Below are 16,483 nucleotides of genomic sequence, written 5' to 3'. Positions count from 1 at the left end.
TATGAGCCGATCCTACGGATCTCTTGTCTGTGCGGATATTTATTTAACCGGATTAAAATCCGGCCCTACAATATCTCTCGAGCCTATAGGCTCTTTATTTTTGCATATAAATCGGATCAGAAGTTCCGGAGGAACGAACAAATATTGTAGCAATAGATTTTAATCCGTTGATGATAAAGAAATTTATAGAAAGTTCCGGAAGGAACGAACAAATATTGTAGCAACGGATTTTAATCCGTTGATGTTAACGACATGCATATAAAGTTCCGTAGTAGGAACGAATCATCTTTTTAAATCTAAAAAAGAGATATGAGCCGATCCTACGGATCTCTTGTCTGTGCGGATATTTATTTAACCGGATTAAAATCCGGCCCTACAATATCTCCCGAGCCTATAGGCTCTTTCTTTTTGCACAATAAATCAAATAAGAAGTTCCGACAGGAACGAACGAATATTGTAGCAACGGATTTTAATCCGTTGATGATAAATACATGCATATAAAGTTCCATAGGAACGAATCATCTTTTTAAATCCAAAAAAGAGATATGAGCCAATCCTACGGATCTCTTGTCTGTGCGGATATTTATTTAACCGGATTAAAATCCGCCCTACAATATCTCTCGCGCCTATAGGCTCTTTCCTTTTGCACCATAAATCAAATAAGAAGTTCCGATAGGAACGAACAAATATTGTAGTGACGGGTTTTAATCCGTTGATAATAATGACATTCCGTATATAAAGTTCCGTAGGAACGAACAAATATTGTAGCAACGGATTTTAATCCGTTGATGATAAGGATATGCCTATAAAGTTCCTCAGGAACGACCGATATCCGCAAAAAAGAAAGTTAAATATTACAAAAAATCACTTTCGTTATACAAGATTGATTTATTTTGTAAAAAAATTCAAATGGCAAACACCTATCATCAAGTTTATATTCAAACAGTATTTGCTGTAAAATATAGAAATGCAGTCATAAATGAAAAATGGAAACCAAAATTGTTAGCCGTAATTGGTAATTTAATTAACGAAACTGGATGTAAAACTATTATAGTAAATGGCGTAGAAGATCATGTTCACTGTCTCTTGGCATTAAAGCCAACCATTTCACTTTCAGAATTAATGAAAACCATTAAAGCAAAATCTTCAAAATACATTAATGACAATCAATTAACGAAGTCTCAATTTTCATGGCAGGAAGGTTATGGAGCCTTTTCATACAGTCAATCTCAAATGGATTCTGTTTACAAATACATTCAAAATCAAGAAGAGCATCATAAAAAACAAAGCTTTACTGTAGAATATTTAAATTTTCTCAACAAGTTCAAGGTTCCGTACGAAGAAAGATATATTTTTGAAGAACTAATGTAAAGCTATGAAACTAAAACACCTGGTACTTGCAATTCTTGTGGTCGCATGTCAGAAAGAACAAAAGCAAAATCAAACCAATGTATTAAAGGCAGATATAAAAGAAACCGCTGTTGTAAAAGATAAATTCCTAAAAACAGATACTATCACAATTTCAGATGGAGAAGATTCTTTTTCTAAAGATTATATCCTTGCAAACCTTGTAAAAGAAAACATGGACAAGGACAGTATTGTTACCTCCCATTATCAACTAGATTTTTACGAAAATAAAGTAAAAACGGCTTCTTCTAAAGTAGCAATTAAAGGAAATGAAAAAGGTTCGGAATGGAGTGCTTCTTTTGGGTTGAATGATGTAAAGAAATCTAAAAGCTCCCCTTTTCTGCATGTTTCATATGGCTATCCCGCCTGTGGATATGCACACGATCATTTTCTTTTCTACCTGAAAAATAACGAAGCCGAGCTTGTTTATTCATGGCTCACAATTTCAGATAGCGGTTGGGGAAGCTGGGTTGAATTTTACAGCCAAGACGTTGATTCTGAAACAAAAAAGTTTTATTGCAAGAATGTTGCATTTGAACCTGCGGACGGAGACGATGAAAATTTAGGAGTTGTAAGTTACTCAGATTCAACTTCTTTTGAATTCAAAAACAACCATTGGAACAAGATATTGCTTTCTGCAAAAGACAAGAATTATTTCCAGAAAACAATGAGTTTTGATGAGTTCCACAATACGAAATAACTTGTCGGCAGACCTTATTCAAAACCTTTCTAAAATAAATAATTTTTAACTTTGTAAAAAAACAAAGTAATGATTGATTTTATATACCAGGATCCTTATCCGATTTTGAAGGATGATACGCAGTACCGCAAAATTACTTCAGATTTTGTAAAAGTAGAAGAGTTTGGCGGACGTGAAATTTTGACCGTTGACCCAAAAGGTTTAGAATTATTAGCAGAAGAAGCCTTGACAGATGTTTCGTTTATGCTTAGAACGACACACCTTCAAAAACTAAGAAAAATTCTTGACGATCCAGAGGCGACAGATAATGACCGTTTCGTAGCTTATAATTTATTGCAAAATGCCACTGTTGCTGCAGAAGGACAATTGCCAAGCTGTCAGGATACAGGAACTGCTATTGTAATGGCCAAAAAAGGAGAAAGCATTTTTACTGGTGTAGACGATGCAGAATGGTTGAGCAGAGGAATCTTCAATACTTACCAAAAAAGAAATTTACGTTATTCTCAGATAGTGCCTATTTCAATGTTTGAAGAGAAGAACTCGGGTTCGAATCTTCCGGCACAGATTGATATTTATGCTAAAAAAGGAGCTTCGTACGAGTTCTTGTTTATGGCAAAAGGAGGAGGTTCTGCGAATAAGACTTACTTATATCAACAAACCAAATCGTTATTGAACGATAAATCGATGGATGCTTTTATCCGTGCTAAAATTAAGGATTTAGGAACTTCGGCTTGTCCTCCTTACCACTTGGCTTTGGTTATTGGCGGTACTTCTGCAGAAGCCAACTTAAGCGCTGTAAAAAAAGCTTCAGCAGGATATTATGACAATCTCCCAACTTCTGGAAATATGGCCGGTCAGGCGTTTCGTGATTTAGAGTGGGAAGAACGAGTTCAGAAAATCTGTCAAGAAAGTGAAATCGGTGCTCAATTTGGAGGAAAATATTTCACGCACGATGTTCGCGTAATTCGTTTGCCACGCCATGCCGCTTCTTGTCCGGTTGGATTAGGAGTTTCTTGCTCTGCCGACAGAAACATCAAAGGAAAAATCACTAAAGACGGAATCTTTGTTGAGCAATTAGAAGTAAATCCGAAACAGTTTTTGCCAGAAACGGCACCACACCTAGAAGCTCCGGTCGAAATTGATTTGGATCAGCCAATGGCAGATATTTTGGCTAAATTATCGCAATATCCGATCAAAACACGTTTAAAACTAAACGGAACCGTTATTGTAGCTCGAGATATCGCCCACGCAAAAATCAAAGAATTGCTAGACGCTGGAAAACCAATGCCAGAATATTTTAAGAATCACCCAGTTTATTATGCTGGACCTGCAAAAACTCCAGAAGGAATGCCATCAGGAAGTTTCGGGCCAACTACAGCTGGACGTATGGATGTATATGTTGATGAATTCCAAAAAAACGGCGGCAGTATGATTATGCTGGCTAAAGGAAATCGCACGAAACAAGTTACAGACGCCTGCAACAAATACGGCGGATTTTATCTTGGCTCAATCGGAGGCCCCGCTGCAATCTTGGCACAAGAAAACATTCTTAAAGTAGAAGTAGTTGATTTTGAAGAATTAGGAATGGAAGCCGTTCGTAAAATCACGGTTAAAGATTTCCCAGCATTCATTATTACAGATGATAAAGGAAATGATTTCTTTGCAAATTTATAATTTTTCTTAACCGCAAAGAGCGCAAGGATTTACGCGAAGTTCGCAAGTAATTGATAAAAAACAAAAACCGCCAATAGGCGGTTTTTGTTTTACAATATATTGGCGTGCCTTGCGTAAATCCTTGCGCTCTTTGCGGTTAAAAATAAATCTAAGCACTTAAGTCCTGTTTTTCAAAAGCTATAAAATGCGAAACTTCTCCTTTAAGGTTAAAAACCGGTGAAGCATCAATTCTGCATTTATATGTTTTTCCGTTTTTTCTGTAGTTCTCCAGGGTTTTTTCAAAAGGAACTCTGAGCTTTAACGCTTCACGAATTTCATCTAAATCTTTTTCCGAAGTTGCCGGACCTTGAAACATCTTAGGAGTTTTTCCGAGAATTTCCTCTTCCTTGTAGCCCGTCATTTTCTTGATGCCGCTCGAGGCGAAAATGATTCTCAAATCTAAGTCGGTTACTACTACCACCTCATTTTTAATTCGCTCATTGATATTCAGTTGCTTTTCGTCCCAAGTATACTGATTTGCAATCTGACTAACTTTTTTGAGGTCATCGCTGAGTGCTTTTAGTTCCTTCACATATTCATAATGAAAATCCCATGCCATGATTGGCACCGAATTTTGCCGTGTAAATTCCTCAGAATTATCAACTTTCATAAAATCCTATTATTCATTCTAAATCTAACACTCAAAGATAGTCTGAAAATCGCTGCAATGCATATAGAATTTCCCTTTTTAGATGTTAAAATCGTTATTAAAATGTAAACTTTAACTGAACAGCCACAGCTTTTTTCTCTTCGGTGTTTAAATTGCTGAGCGAAATACCGAGTAAACGCACAGAATCCTTCATTTTTTCCTGATAAAGCAGTTCTTCCACAATTTCCATAATCAGACTTTTATCCGAAATAAAATACGGCATTGTTTTGCTTCTCGTCTGTTGTGTAAAATCGCTGTATTTTATTTTCAGGGTAATCGTTTTACCTGAAATCTTGTGTCTTTGAAGTCGTTTTTCTAATGAAACTGCTATTAATTCCAATTTTTCGAGCATAAAAATCTCCGATGACAGATTAACATCAAAAGTATGTTCTGCCGCAACCGATTTGGTGATTCTCGAAGGTTTTACTTCTGAATTATGAATGCCTCGCACAACATTGTAATAAAAAGCGCCCGATTTGCCAAAATGTTTCTCCATAAACTCCAATGATTTGCTTTTCAAATCGATTCCAGTGAAAATTCCGAGCTGATACATTTTTTCGGTTGTCACCTTTCCTACTCCATAGAATTTACGAATCGGCAATTCTTCCAAAAAAGCTTCAACTTCATCCGGATTTACCGTTTTCTGTCCGTTCGGCTTGTTATAATCACTCGCAATTTTTGCTACAAATTTATTAACCGAAATACCTGCAGAAGCCGTTAGCCCAACTTCATTTAAAATTCTTGATCTAATTTCCTGAGCCAAAAGACTCGCACTCGGATTTCCTTTCTTGTTTTGGGTAACATCCAGATAAGCTTCATCAAGCGAAAGCGGCTCGACCAAATCGGTATAATCGTGAAAGATTTTATGAATTTTGGACGAAATCTCTTTGTAACGGTCAAATCTTGGTCGGACAAAAATAATCTCGGGACAATATTTTTTGGCCAAAACACCGCTGATGGCACTTCTTACCCCGAATTTACGTGCCTCATAACTCGCTGCCGAAACTACTCCTCTATTTTCTGAGCCGCCAACAGCAACAGGTTTTCCTCTCAATTCAGGATTATCCATCTGTTCTACCGACGCATAAAAAGCATCCATATCAATGTGAATGATTTTGCGATATGTTGGTGTTTCAGACATATTGCAAATTTAATCAGTAAAGCAATAAAAAAGCGTTACAAATAGTTATAAATCATATCAATTTCCAAAGAATAAGAATTGAATGAGTGCAAACCAATAATTCTTTATATTTTTGCTCTTCTACACGAAAAATTAAATAATGCGAACATTTGTTATAGGCGACATTCACGGCGGATTACTTGCACTTGAACAAGTGATGAAAAGAGCCGAAGTTACTACAGAAGATACACTAATTTTTTTGGGCGATTATGTTGACGGATGGAGTCAGTCTGTCGAAGTAATCGACTATTTGATTGATTTGAAAAGAAAACAAAATTGTATATGCATCAGAGGCAATCATGACCAACTGGCTTTGGACTGGCTGGAAAACAGACATGAAGAATTTGATGAAGAAATGTGGTACAAACATGGTGGAAAAGCCACTGTAGAAGGCTATGCAAAACTTTCTGAAGAAAAAAAACAAACACATATCGCTTTTTTAGCCGATCTCCAGGATTATTATCTCGATGACCAGAATCGCTTATTTGTACATGCCGGATTTACGAATTTAAACGGCGTTAAATGGGAATATTTTTCTAAACTATTCTATTGGGACAGAACACTTTGGGAAGCCGCTCTTTCTCTAGACCCAAAATTAAAGGAAGATGACCTATACTATCCAAAAAGATTTACCGTTTATAAAGAAGTTTACATTGGTCATACTCCTGTGACAAGAATAGGAAAAACTGTACCAGTAAACAAAGCCTGCGTTTGGAATGTTGACACAGGCGCCGCCTTTAGAGGACCGCTTACAATCATGAACATTGACACCAAGGAATACTGGCAGAGCGAACCGTTAAATGAATTGTATTTTAACGAAAAAGGTAGGAATTAAATCATTAAAAATTTACATTTGCCACGCAAAATAATTAATATTTAAAATTTATGAAAAAGGTTTTTACACTTTTGTTTTTAGTATCATTCGGATTTATAAATGCTCAAAAAGCTTTTAGCGGTAAAGGAGACGTAAAAGTTAATGTTGGTGCTAATCTTCAAGATGGTGGTTCTGGAATTCAAGGGTCTGTAGATTTTGGTTTAGGAGAAAATTTCTCTTTTGGTTTTGTTGCCAACTATTTATTAGGAGTTGACAATTTTACTGGTTTTTACCGTGGAAATACTGCAGCTTACGTTGATGAAAAACCAGATTTCGCAGAACGTTTTGATGCAAAAGCAAGAATCAATGCTAACTTGTCGAGCGTAATCGGTGTTGAACAATTGGATGTTTATCCTGGTCTAAGCTTAGGTTTACATAATTTTGGAGGTCATGTTGGTGGACGTTATTTCTTTACTGACGGATTTGGTGTTTTCACAGAAATCGGATTCCCAATTGCAAAATACGGTTCGAACAATGACCCTTTTTATCATTTGAATAATCAAGCTACTTTTAGTTTAGGAGCTTCTTTCAACTTATAGTTTTTTGCCGCAAAGGCACTAAGTCACAAAGTTTTTTAAAAGATAAACCGCCTTATTGGGCGGTTTCTTTTTATTCTCTCGAAAAAATTACTTGGAGTCTTTGTGACTTTGTGGCAATTTCTCCTAAATAGTCATCTCAGGAATTTCTCCTTCAATAATCAAATCAGCTTCAGTTGATGCGATAATGCGCTCAACTGAGACACCTGGCGCTCGTTCTAAGAGCTTAAAACCTTTTTCGGTTACTTCGAGAACCGCAAGTTCTGTTACGACCTTTTTAACGCATCCTACGCCCGTTAATGGCAAAGTGCATTTTTTTAAGATTTTAGATTCACCTGCTTTGTTGACGTGCATCATGGCAACGATTATATTTTCAGCGGAAGCTACTAAATCCATTGCACCTCCCATTCCTTTTACCATTTTGCCAGGAATTTTCCAGTTGGCGATATCTCCGTTTTCAGAAACTTCCATTGCACCAAGAATCGTTAAATCAACTTTCTGGCTTCGAATCATTCCGAAACTAAATGCAGAATCAAAGAAGCTTGCTCCCGGAAGTGTTGTAATGGTTTGTTTTCCTGCGTTGATAATGTCAGCATCTTCTTCTCCTTCAAACGGAAAAGGCCCCATACCCAAAACCCCATTTTCACTTTGGAATTCGACCGCAATATCTTCTCTGACATAATTGGCAACCAAAGTCGGAATTCCGATACCCAGATTTACAAAATATCTGTCTTTTACTTCTTTTGCAATTCGTTTTGCTATATCTTCTTTTGTTAACATACTTCTTAATGTGTTAATTATTTTAATGTGCCAATTCGTCAATATGATAATTAGATAATACAAAAACAATTGTCTAATTGACGAATTTTCTCATTATCTAATTTTTAACCCTCACTGTTCGCTGTTCGATTCTCTTCTCAAATTTTTCTCCTTGAAAGATTCTTTGAACCATAATTCCTGGAATATGAATCTGATTTGGGTCTAATGTACCGACAGGAACCAATTCTTCGACTTCGGCGATTGTGATTTTTGCGGCTCCAGCCATTGGTGCATTAAAGTTTCTGGCCGTTCCCTTAAAAATCAGATTTCCAGCTTCATCACCTTTCCATGCCTTCACTATGGCAAAATCAGCTTTAAAAGCTTCTTCCATAATGTGCATTTTTCCGTTAAATTCCCGCACTTCTTTTCCTTCGGCAACTTCAGTTCCGTAACCTGCCGGAGTAAAAAAAGCTGGAATTCCGGCTTGAGCTGCCCGGCAACGTTCTGCCAAAGTTCCTTGTGGAGTCAGTTCAACTTCTAATTCCCCAGAAAGCATCTGACGCTCGAATTCGGCATTTTCTCCCACGTACGAAGAAATCATTTTCTTGATCTGCTTCTTTTGCAACAACAATCCTAATCCAAAATCGTCGACTCCTGCATTATTAGAAATACAAGTCAGATCAGAAATAGAAGTATTTACCAAAGCTGCTATTGTATTTTCAGGAATACCGCATAATCCGAAACCGCCGAACATAATGGTCATGCCGCTTTCAATTCCGTTAATAGCTTCCTGAACACTATTTACTTTTTTTGTTATCATAACAAACTATCTTTATTGCTGAATATTTTTGATAAAAATAAGATTTTTAGATTGAATTATAACGATTTCGTAAAAATAAAACCTAAATAAAAAATCCCTTTACCAATCTCTAAAAAGAGAAGTAAAGGGATTAAAATATAATTAGATATGCACTATTGCAACAATGTTACAATTCAAATTCATCCGTATTTTGTTCCGTTTGCGTAGTATCTTTTACCACAGCAGGTCTTTGGTAACAATCTACTTTAATAGAAAGATTAGCTGGACGCTCAAATTCAGCTTTAGAAACCTGAAGATCTTTATCGGCATAGCACTTTTTCATATAATAACCCCAGACAGGTAAGGCTGCTGTAGCTCCTTGTCCGTAAGTCAAGCTTTTAAAACGAGCCGAACGGTCTTCGCACCCAACCCAAACTCCAGTTACCAAATTCGGAACCATTCCCATAAACCAACCATCAGACTGGTTCTGTGTTGTTCCTGTTTTACCAGCAATTGGATTTGTAAACATATACGGATAGCCTGTCCATCGGTTGTCTCCGCTTCCGCCGCCTTGCGTACGCAAACGAACACCAGAACCGCTTTCTGTTACCCCTTGAAGTAATTTGATTACCGCAAAGGCAATATCTTTATTTAAAACGTCGTGAGATTCTGGAATTGGCTCGTAAATAACCTCACCGCTTTTGTTTTCGATTCTGCTTAAAAACTGTGGTTTTACATAAACTCCTTGGTTTGCAAAAGTACTGTAAGCCGCAACCATGTCTTCAACCGTAATGTCTACAGCTCCCAACGCAATTGAAGGCTGAACTGGAATTTCTGTCTTTACGCCTAATTTCTTAGTCAATTCCACAACCGCTTCCGGACTTGTTCTGTCAATTAATTTAGCCGATACTGTATTGATCGAAGCCGCTAAAGCCTGTTTTAAAGTAACCATTCCACGGTATCTGTAATCAGAGTTCCTTGGCTCCCAGTCTGCAGTAACGTGATGGCGTCCTTTATGAATCATGAAAGGGCCATCTAGAATAGAATCACAAGGAGACATGTTTAACTGCTCGATAGCTGTCGCATATACAAAAGGCTTAAAAGTAGAACCTACTTGTCTTGCGCCCTGCCCTACGTGATCGTACTGAAAGTATTTATAATTGATACCTCCAACCCAAGCTTTAATTGCTCCGGTCTGAGGTTCCATTGACATTAAACCAGTTTGAAGAAAATGCTTGTAATAACGAATAGAATCGGTAGGCGTCATGATAGTATCGCGCTCTCCTTTCCAAGTAAACACGGTCATTTTTGCTTTTACGCCAAACGATTTTATGATTTCGTCTTCGCTTTTGCCCATATCTTTCAAAGTCGCCCAACGAACAGAGTTTTTCATCGCCTGCATCATGATACGATCTGTTTCGGCTTTTGTGATGTTGACAAAAGGAGCATTTTTATTGTTTTTCATATCAATAAAAAATTGCTGCTGCAGGTTTTTCATGTGTGCAGAAACGGCCTCTTCTGCGTATCGTTGCATTCTCGAATCGATGGTAGTGTAAATTTTCAAACCATCTTTATAGATGTCATAATCGGATCCGTCTGGCTTTTTATTTTCAGCTGTCCATTTCTTCATATAATCACGAAGATATTCTCTAAAATAGGTTGCCATTCCTTCACGGTGGCTTTCTAATTTGAATTTTAAAGAGATTGGAAGCGCCTGAAGCCTTACCTTCTCTGACTCAGAAATCATTTTAGCTTTTGCCATCTGCGACAAAACCACATTTCTTCGGTTTTTAACACCTTGTGGATTTCTAACAGGGTTGTATAATCCTGAATTCTTGAACATTCCGACCAAAATAGCAGATTCGTCTAATGTCAGGTTTTTCGGCTCTTTCGAAAAATAGGTTTGCGCCGCAGAACTCACTCCCACAGAATAATTTCCGAAGTCGTAAACATTGCAGTACATCGCCAGAATCTCATTTTTGGTATATTGTCTTTCTAAACGAATAGCGATAATCCATTCTTTTATTTTTTGTACAATCCTGAAAGGAAGAAATTTAGAACCTTCTCCGTGAAACAATTGTTTAGCAAGCTGTTGTGTCAATGTACTCGCTCCACCATTGGTTCCTAGAGAAAATACAGCTCTTAAAGTTCCTCTTCCGTCAATTCCAGAGTGTTCGTAAAAACGCGCATCCTCAGTTGCAACCAAAGCTTCTACTAGGCTTTTTGGCAAATCTGAGTATTTAAGCTGTGATCTGTTGGTTTTGAAGTATTTTCCCAACACCACTCCATCCGAAGAAATAATTTCTGTAGCCAGATTCGAATCCGGATTTTCTAAATCTTCAAAAGAAGGCATTGAGCCGAATAATCCCCATGAAGCAAAGAGAAAAAATGCCAAGACTCCTATTAGTGAATAGGCAAAGACTCTCCAAAATTTCTTCTGGTAGTATTTAATATCTTTTACGGTGTTTGATTGATTGTTTTTTTTAGTAGCCATAATTATTCTCTAATCTTTTTGTTCTATTCTAAAACCAACGTCTGTAATTCCTTCTAGTTCCTGAACTCCCGGAACTTTCCCGGACTCTCTCAATGCTTGTTTAATGTTTACTTTGTACTTGCCCCTAAACTTTACGTTTTCTTTGTAAAACAACTTGCTTTCTTTTATATCGCTGAAACCGTTTCCGAGCAAAGTTCCGTCTGGCGCCGCCATATCGTATTCTAAAGTATCGACTCTAGTAAAGCCGTTTGGCATTTCGAGCGCAACAATTAAAAATATGTTATTGAATGGGTAATTGTTGTTATCTCTCAGATTTACAAACAAATTGTATCTTTTGGTTGAATCTAAAACCGGCAGGTCAAACGTTACAATGCTGTCTTTGTGCCAAGCACTTCCGACAGATTTGTATTCATCAAACACTCTTTTTTTATCGCAGGAAAAAAGAAGAATGGCTGCCACAAGAAGAATACCGCTATTTTTTATTCTCATTTTTTGTATTCGTTATAGGTTTTCTCTGCTCGTTTGATTTAGTATCATTCGATTTGTTTGATTTGTTCGAATGATTTTTGTTACGATTGTTTTTATTTTTATTCGAATTTCTTTCGCCTTGCTTGCCAGAATTATTGTTTCCACCATTATTTCCGCCTTGATTCTGAGTTTGTTCAGATTTTGCTGGAGCGCTTGCCACAGCACTTTCTGCATTTTGTTTACGCTTGCGGTTTGGTTTTTTCTTTCTTTTCGGCTGGTCGAAGCGTGTTAAGCTTTCTTGTCCCATCGCATTGTTAAAGTCTTTTTCAGGCTCTGAAGTAACTTCAAGCGCAAAATCCTCCAAAGAAGAAACTTTGTTTTTCTGCTTATTTTCAGCAATAATTTCTTTAACCTGATCAATTTTAAGAACATGCCAGTTGGCGAAATTGTTAGTATAAGCATACCACATCAATCCTTTAAAAATATCTTGTTTTTGGCAGACAGCATCTCCTTTTTCGGTAATGAGTTTTGTGTCATAATCCGGAAAATCTTTTAAAGCATCCATGTAAGTGTCTAACTCGTAGTTCAGACAGCATTTTAATTTTCCGCACTGACCCGCTAATTTCTGCGGATTCAACGATAACTGCTGATAACGTGCAGCAGAAGTATTCACACTTCTAAAATCGGTCAACCAAGTCGAACAGCACAATTCACGTCCGCAAGAACCTACTCCTCCTAAACGAGCCGCTTCCTGACGGAAACCCACTTGCTTCATTTCTACTCTAGTGCTGAATTCCTTTGCGAAATCTTTAATCAGCATTCTAAAGTCAACTCGGTCATTTGCAGTATAATAAAACGTTGCTTTTGATCCGTCTCCTTGAAACTCGATATCCGAAATCTTCATTTCGAGTTTATGATGAATGGCAAGCTCACGAGCACGAACCTTCATTGGTTCTTCACGATCGCGCGCTACAGACCAAATATCAATATCTTTCTGAGAAGCTTTTCTGTAGATTTTCGGAATGTCGTTACTTTCGTAATTCACACCCTTTTTTTTCATCTGAATTTTTACCAATTCGCCTGTAAGCGTTACAATTCCGATATCATGACCCGGCGAAGCAACAGTTGCAACAATATCGCCGATACTTAAAGTTAATTTCTCTGAATTTCTAAAGAATTCCTTGCGTCCGTTTTTAAAACGAACCTCAACACAATCAAAAATCGCCTCTCCATTAGACGGACTCATGTTCGAAAGCCAGTCAAAAACCGTCAATTTATTGCAGCTATCGGTGCCGCAAGTCCCATTATTTTTACAACCTTTTGGTGCGCCACCATCTGAGGTTGAACAACTTGTACATGCCATAATTATATATGTAGTGCTGCCAGAATGCAGCTTAAGTTCATAAACGTTTGATCGGTAAAGATAGTATTTTTTTTATTTTGCTTTTTATGGATTAAATCTAATAAGTGGGTGTTGATTCGAAAACAGTATATTTTTTGTCTTATTTTATTGTTTAAATGTCCGAATTATCCACTTTGCTCTTGTTTCCTTCTATAGTTTTACAACTTTTAATATTGCAAAAACTATTACATGAATCAGAAAATTTCAAACATGAAAAAAATGCTAAATGGACACAAAACTAAAATTGCGCCAATTGCAATTTTCTTAGCTATAACTTTCATTTTTACCGCATGTACAAAAAAAGGAGAACCATCCAAACAAGGTCAGTTGCTTACCATTGAACAAGTTAAATCTCTAGAAAAAGACCAATCTTTGAACGGGAAATTGGTCGAAATAGAAGGCTATCCTGCAATTTGTGGCATGTTTGGCAATGTAAGAGTAGGCGAAAAAAACAAAATGGAAATTCGGACTGAGCCTGATTGCAAAGGCGAAAAACTTATAGAGGTGAATTTGTTTTTTGGAGGAGACAAAATACGTCTTTCTGGAGAAGAAGAAAGAAATGTTGCCCTGGCAACCGAAAAATTCACTAATGCAACATTAAAATATATTACAGATGATTATCAGGAACTGCCAACAGGAAAATTCAAATTTAGCGGTACACTAATTTATATCAACAATACATATTACTTAGATAATGTAACTATTCACAAATAACCCATAACTTACTAAATTATGCAAAGCAAGGCAGCAAAAGTCATTTTTATTATTCTTGTAGTGGCAGCAGGTATTTTTGCCTTTTGGCTCTACAACTACGGTCCAGATTCGTTCAGTCATAATGAAACTCGTAAAAAATATGAAACGTATGTAGAGGCAGAAGGTACAATTTTAACAATAGAGTATCGCGGCAGTGCTATCAAAAAAATCGCCACTTGGGTGGTTCAGTTCAAAGACAAAGAAAACAAACTGCAAACCGTAAAAATCTTGGATAACACCACTACAGGAAAAGATATAGGTGAAAAAATGAAAGTGTATTACAACCCATCAGACCCAACAGAATGTGTGGATGAAAAAAGCTACAATGATGTAATGTAACATTTTCAATCAAATTAAAGCTGTCTCTAAAATATTAGGGACGGCTTTTTTTCTAACAACTTATTTCAAACTTGATCTGAGCCAAAGAAACCTATTTTGTCCATTTTACAACATAAAGCAAGGCTAAGAATAATCTTATACAAATAAAACCTACAACATTAACTATTAACACCGAAAAAAATATGGAGTTACCAGAATTTAAATACAACCCGAATGCTTACAAACTGAAAATAATCAAAAAGAAAAATATTGTTTGTGAATATTGTGGCAACAAAAGTGAATATTCGTATGACGGACCGTTTTACAGTATTGAAGATATTGAAAAAATTTGTCCTTGGTGCATTAGTAATGGTTCAGCCTCAAAAAAATTTGACGGCGAATTTCAGGATGCAGCTAGCATAGAAGATTGTAAAAATTTAGATGCTGTTGAGGAAGTAACGAAACGCTCGCCTGGTTATTTCGGCTGGCAACAAGAAGTTTGGCTGTCATATTGCGATGATCTTTGTGCATTTATAGGTTTTGCAAAACCAAAACACATTAAAGAACATATGGCCGATTTAGAAGAAGATCTTGAAAATAGCGGTTATGGAGATGTCGAAGAATTAATAGAAGGAATTGAAGAAGAAACACTTGGAGGATATTTATTTCAATGCCTGCATTGCGGAAAACACAGAATTCATATCGACGCTGATTAAACCGCTACCAAGTGTCTATAATTGCTCTGCAAATGTCTTTTTGACTTCACATAAAATCAAACTGTTAAGTACTATTTTAGTTTTATAGAAGACTTTGAAGAACAAGGTTCAATCGTTAATAAATAATGCCAGTCTTAAACAAACATATGATTTCAACAAAAGATTACACAGCGTTACCAAACAAAGAAACATTACAAACAATTTGTAAAGCCATTTCGGTTTTGGATGCAATTATTTCACAAGAATGGGAATATCGCTATTATTCTTACAACAACAAATGGACAGATAATGAAGAATTTTGTGAAATGCGAAATGGTTCGGGCGACCAAATGCTCATTTTGTTCAGACTGGACGGATGTGTAATAAACGGATTTGCACACGAATTTGTGCAACAAGAAAAACAAAAATTAACTAAGAATTTACCCTCAATTTTTGATGAATTTATTTTTAGCGAACCTGTAAAAACAATTGGAACAACTTTTTGCTTGTGGACAACCGAACAACAAAACTGGCAAGTAGGGCAAATAGAAAACTATGACGATAATTCAGAAGAAATGTTGAATATTTTTGATGGTAATCCGCAAACCTATATAGACTGGGCAACAGAATATTTTGAAGAAAGTTATATTGAAAGTGGTATTCCGTTAAACACAGTGACAAAAATTTATAATGGACAAACTTTGACAAAAGAAATGGTATTATCAATTGTTGAAGAACTTGAAGATTGGGAACAACTGGAAAACGACCTGAACGAAATTGGCTATCCATATAATTTTAATTAATCTCAAATGCAACCTTTGCACAAAGTACTCATAATTGCTATGCAATGCCTTTTTGACTTTGTACAACATAAAATGCTAAACACTCTGTATTCAGATGGCTTTGTCAAAAAACATCCAACGCAAAAAAAAGCCAAGAAATAAATACTAAAAACACAAAATAAATGACGGATTATTTATTACCCTATTTTGGATTGATAAATCCAGATAATTTAGAAGAAGATTATCGTATTTCAATCCAATTAAATGGAAGAGAAATTGGAATTGATCTCAATTTTGGAAAAACAGCTATTGACAGAAGTGGCATGGATGTCATTAAAAATTTTCTTGAAAACATCGAAGATTATGATAAACAAAACATAATGTTTATAAAACATGATTACGATGACGAAAATGGAGACACCGTAAAACAATTTGTAACAGAACATGTTGAGGATTATGGAGATGAATTTCTGGAAGAACTCAACATAGACTTAGAGGGAGACAAAGAAAAACAATTTATGGCTATGATCCATTTGGTAAGAGTAGGATTGTATCCTGATAAAAAGTATAATTCATCTTACTATGCAGTGTTTGATTATACCGTTAGTAAAGATTTGACTGACCAAATAATTGCAGTAAAAACAGATGAAAACGGCAATTTGGATCATTTAGCTTGGGAAAGTTAAACTTCTCCAACACTTCTGCACGGAATGAAATTCGGAGAAGTCAATCCTTTGACTTTTAAATTTTCTTCTAAATGTTTAATAAAGAATATCTAAAAAATAAAATAACCCGTTGGGTGTAATTAAAAAAAATAAAAGCATTTTAACACATAGAAGCATAGTTTTTTGTGCCGAAAAAAGAAAATGGAACAAACAAGTTTCCAAACATAGCTAAACTATGTGCATTTAGACTAGTGAAACGCCTTTTTTAAGTTTAGTTAAACTATGTTTC

General features: G+C 36.2%; 17 protein-coding genes. 10 read left to right on the top strand and 7 right to left on the bottom strand.

The window, feature by feature from the left end; translation table 11 throughout:
* Positions 1-909 precede the first annotated feature (909 nt).
* The 3 genes from tnpA (at position 910) to E0W73_RS19220 (ending at position 3,781) form a co-directional block, all read left to right on the top strand.
* A complete protein-coding gene (gene tnpA / locus E0W73_RS19230) occupies positions 910-1,371 on the top strand; it encodes an IS200/IS605 family transposase (RefSeq protein WP_135223663.1) in 462 nt (153 codons plus the stop codon).
* A gap of 4 nt (positions 1,372-1,375) precedes the next feature.
* Positions 1,376-2,107, top strand: a complete 732-nt coding sequence (locus tag E0W73_RS19225; RefSeq protein WP_135223662.1) for a hypothetical protein — start codon at positions 1,376-1,378, stop codon at positions 2,105-2,107.
* 69 nt (positions 2,108-2,176) lie between these two features.
* Positions 2,177-3,781 (top strand): fumarate hydratase, encoded by a 1,605-nt coding sequence (locus E0W73_RS19220; RefSeq protein WP_135223661.1) that lies wholly within the window; start codon positions 2,177-2,179, stop codon positions 3,779-3,781.
* A 148-nt stretch (positions 3,782-3,929) separates the two neighbouring features.
* Here E0W73_RS19220 and E0W73_RS19215 read toward each other — a convergent pair whose 3' ends face one another.
* Positions 3,930-4,430 carry a PAS domain-containing protein gene (locus E0W73_RS19215; RefSeq protein WP_135223660.1) on the bottom strand — a complete coding sequence of 167 codons (501 nt, stop codon included), beginning with the start codon at positions 4,428-4,430 and terminating at the stop codon, positions 3,930-3,932.
* 97 nt (positions 4,431-4,527) lie between these two features.
* A complete protein-coding gene (gene dinB, locus E0W73_RS19210) occupies positions 4,528-5,610 on the bottom strand; it encodes a DNA polymerase IV (RefSeq protein ID WP_135223659.1) in 1,083 nt (360 codons plus the stop codon).
* 139 nt (positions 5,611-5,749) lie between these two features.
* On the opposite strand from dinB, the gene E0W73_RS19205 reads away from it, so the two are divergent.
* On the top strand, positions 5,750-6,484 hold the full coding sequence (locus E0W73_RS19205) for a metallophosphoesterase family protein (protein ID WP_135223658.1): 735 nt from the start codon (positions 5,750-5,752) through the stop codon (positions 6,482-6,484).
* 50 nt (positions 6,485-6,534) lie between these two features.
* Positions 6,535-7,062, top strand: coding sequence for a DUF6646 family protein (locus E0W73_RS19200; RefSeq protein ID WP_135223657.1), 528 nt, complete (start codon positions 6,535-6,537; stop codon positions 7,060-7,062).
* 123 nt (positions 7,063-7,185) lie between these two features.
* On the opposite strand, the gene E0W73_RS19195 is transcribed toward E0W73_RS19200, so the two are convergent.
* The 5 genes from E0W73_RS19195 to E0W73_RS19175 form a co-directional block, all read right to left on the bottom strand.
* Positions 7,186-7,839, bottom strand: coding sequence for a CoA transferase subunit B (locus E0W73_RS19195; RefSeq protein ID WP_135223656.1), 654 nt, complete (start codon positions 7,837-7,839; stop codon positions 7,186-7,188).
* Positions 7,840-7,936: 97 nt separating this feature from the next.
* Complete coding sequence (locus E0W73_RS19190; RefSeq protein ID WP_135223655.1) at positions 7,937-8,638, bottom strand: CoA transferase subunit A; 702 nt, start codon at positions 8,636-8,638, stop codon at positions 7,937-7,939.
* A gap of 166 nt (positions 8,639-8,804) precedes the next feature.
* The gene (locus tag E0W73_RS19185; protein ID WP_135223654.1) at positions 8,805-11,111 is read right to left on the bottom strand and encodes a penicillin-binding protein 1A; all 2,307 of its coding nucleotides are present in this window, start codon (positions 11,109-11,111) and stop codon (positions 8,805-8,807) included.
* Positions 11,112-11,120: 9 nt separating this feature from the next.
* Positions 11,121-11,600, bottom strand: a complete 480-nt coding sequence (locus tag E0W73_RS19180; protein WP_135223653.1) for a gliding motility lipoprotein GldH — start codon at positions 11,598-11,600, stop codon at positions 11,121-11,123.
* A complete protein-coding gene (locus E0W73_RS19175; RefSeq protein WP_135223652.1) occupies positions 11,584-12,942 on the bottom strand; it encodes a PSP1 domain-containing protein in 1,359 nt (452 codons plus the stop codon). The genes E0W73_RS19180 and E0W73_RS19175 overlap by 17 nt, the downstream gene beginning before the upstream one ends.
* 249 nt (positions 12,943-13,191) lie before the next feature.
* Between E0W73_RS19175 and E0W73_RS19170 the strand changes: the two genes are divergently transcribed.
* The 5 genes from E0W73_RS19170 (at position 13,192) to E0W73_RS19150 (ending at position 16,215) form a co-directional block, all read left to right on the top strand.
* Positions 13,192-13,695, top strand: a complete 504-nt coding sequence (locus E0W73_RS19170; protein WP_135223651.1) for a hypothetical protein — start codon at positions 13,192-13,194, stop codon at positions 13,693-13,695.
* Between the two features lie 18 nt (positions 13,696-13,713).
* Positions 13,714-14,073 carry a DUF3592 domain-containing protein gene (locus tag E0W73_RS19165; protein ID WP_135223650.1) on the top strand — a complete coding sequence of 120 codons (360 nt, stop codon included), beginning with the start codon at positions 13,714-13,716 and terminating at the stop codon, positions 14,071-14,073.
* Between the two features lie 182 nt (positions 14,074-14,255).
* On the top strand, positions 14,256-14,768 hold the full coding sequence (locus tag E0W73_RS19160; RefSeq protein ID WP_135223649.1) for a CbrC family protein: 513 nt from the start codon (positions 14,256-14,258) through the stop codon (positions 14,766-14,768).
* Between the two features lie 146 nt (positions 14,769-14,914).
* Positions 14,915-15,550 carry a hypothetical protein gene (locus E0W73_RS19155; protein WP_135223648.1) on the top strand — a complete coding sequence of 212 codons (636 nt, stop codon included), beginning with the start codon at positions 14,915-14,917 and terminating at the stop codon, positions 15,548-15,550.
* Positions 15,551-15,711: 161 nt separating this feature from the next.
* Positions 15,712-16,215 carry a DUF2004 domain-containing protein gene (locus tag E0W73_RS19150; protein WP_135223647.1) on the top strand — a complete coding sequence of 168 codons (504 nt, stop codon included), beginning with the start codon at positions 15,712-15,714 and terminating at the stop codon, positions 16,213-16,215.
* The last annotated feature ends 268 nt before the right edge of the window (positions 16,216-16,483 follow it).

Origin of the sequence: Flavobacterium foetidum (assembly GCF_004634245.1) — a bacterium.
Taxonomy (GTDB): Bacteria; Bacteroidota; Bacteroidia; order Flavobacteriales; family Flavobacteriaceae; genus Flavobacterium; species Flavobacterium foetidum.
This window is presented reverse-complemented; position numbering and strand designations above follow the sequence as displayed.

Coding starts and splice junctions, on each gene's coding strand:
- tnpA (WP_135223663.1), top strand. CDS start 910: ATGGCAAACACCTATCATCAAGTTTATATTCAAACAGTATTTGCTGTA.
- E0W73_RS19225 (WP_135223662.1), top strand. CDS start 1,376: ATGAAACTAAAACACCTGGTACTTGCAATTCTTGTGGTCGCATGTCAG.
- E0W73_RS19220 (WP_135223661.1), top strand. CDS start 2,177: ATGATTGATTTTATATACCAGGATCCTTATCCGATTTTGAAGGATGAT.
- E0W73_RS19215 (WP_135223660.1), bottom strand. CDS start 4,430: ATGAAAGTTGATAATTCTGAGGAATTTACACGGCAAAATTCGGTGCCA.
- dinB (WP_135223659.1), bottom strand. CDS start 5,610: ATGTCTGAAACACCAACATATCGCAAAATCATTCACATTGATATGGAT.
- E0W73_RS19205 (WP_135223658.1), top strand. CDS start 5,750: ATGCGAACATTTGTTATAGGCGACATTCACGGCGGATTACTTGCACTT.
- E0W73_RS19200 (WP_135223657.1), top strand. CDS start 6,535: ATGAAAAAGGTTTTTACACTTTTGTTTTTAGTATCATTCGGATTTATA.
- E0W73_RS19195 (WP_135223656.1), bottom strand. CDS start 7,839: ATGTTAACAAAAGAAGATATAGCAAAACGAATTGCAAAAGAAGTAAAA.
- E0W73_RS19190 (WP_135223655.1), bottom strand. CDS start 8,638: ATGATAACAAAAAAAGTAAATAGTGTTCAGGAAGCTATTAACGGAATT.
- E0W73_RS19185 (WP_135223654.1), bottom strand. CDS start 11,111: ATGGCTACTAAAAAAAACAATCAATCAAACACCGTAAAAGATATTAAA.
- E0W73_RS19180 (WP_135223653.1), bottom strand. CDS start 11,600: ATGAGAATAAAAAATAGCGGTATTCTTCTTGTGGCAGCCATTCTTCTT.
- E0W73_RS19175 (WP_135223652.1), bottom strand. CDS start 12,942: ATGGCATGTACAAGTTGTTCAACCTCAGATGGTGGCGCACCAAAAGGT.
- E0W73_RS19170 (WP_135223651.1), top strand. CDS start 13,192: ATGAAAAAAATGCTAAATGGACACAAAACTAAAATTGCGCCAATTGCA.
- E0W73_RS19165 (WP_135223650.1), top strand. CDS start 13,714: ATGCAAAGCAAGGCAGCAAAAGTCATTTTTATTATTCTTGTAGTGGCA.
- E0W73_RS19160 (WP_135223649.1), top strand. CDS start 14,256: ATGGAGTTACCAGAATTTAAATACAACCCGAATGCTTACAAACTGAAA.
- E0W73_RS19155 (WP_135223648.1), top strand. CDS start 14,915: ATGATTTCAACAAAAGATTACACAGCGTTACCAAACAAAGAAACATTA.
- E0W73_RS19150 (WP_135223647.1), top strand. CDS start 15,712: ATGACGGATTATTTATTACCCTATTTTGGATTGATAAATCCAGATAAT.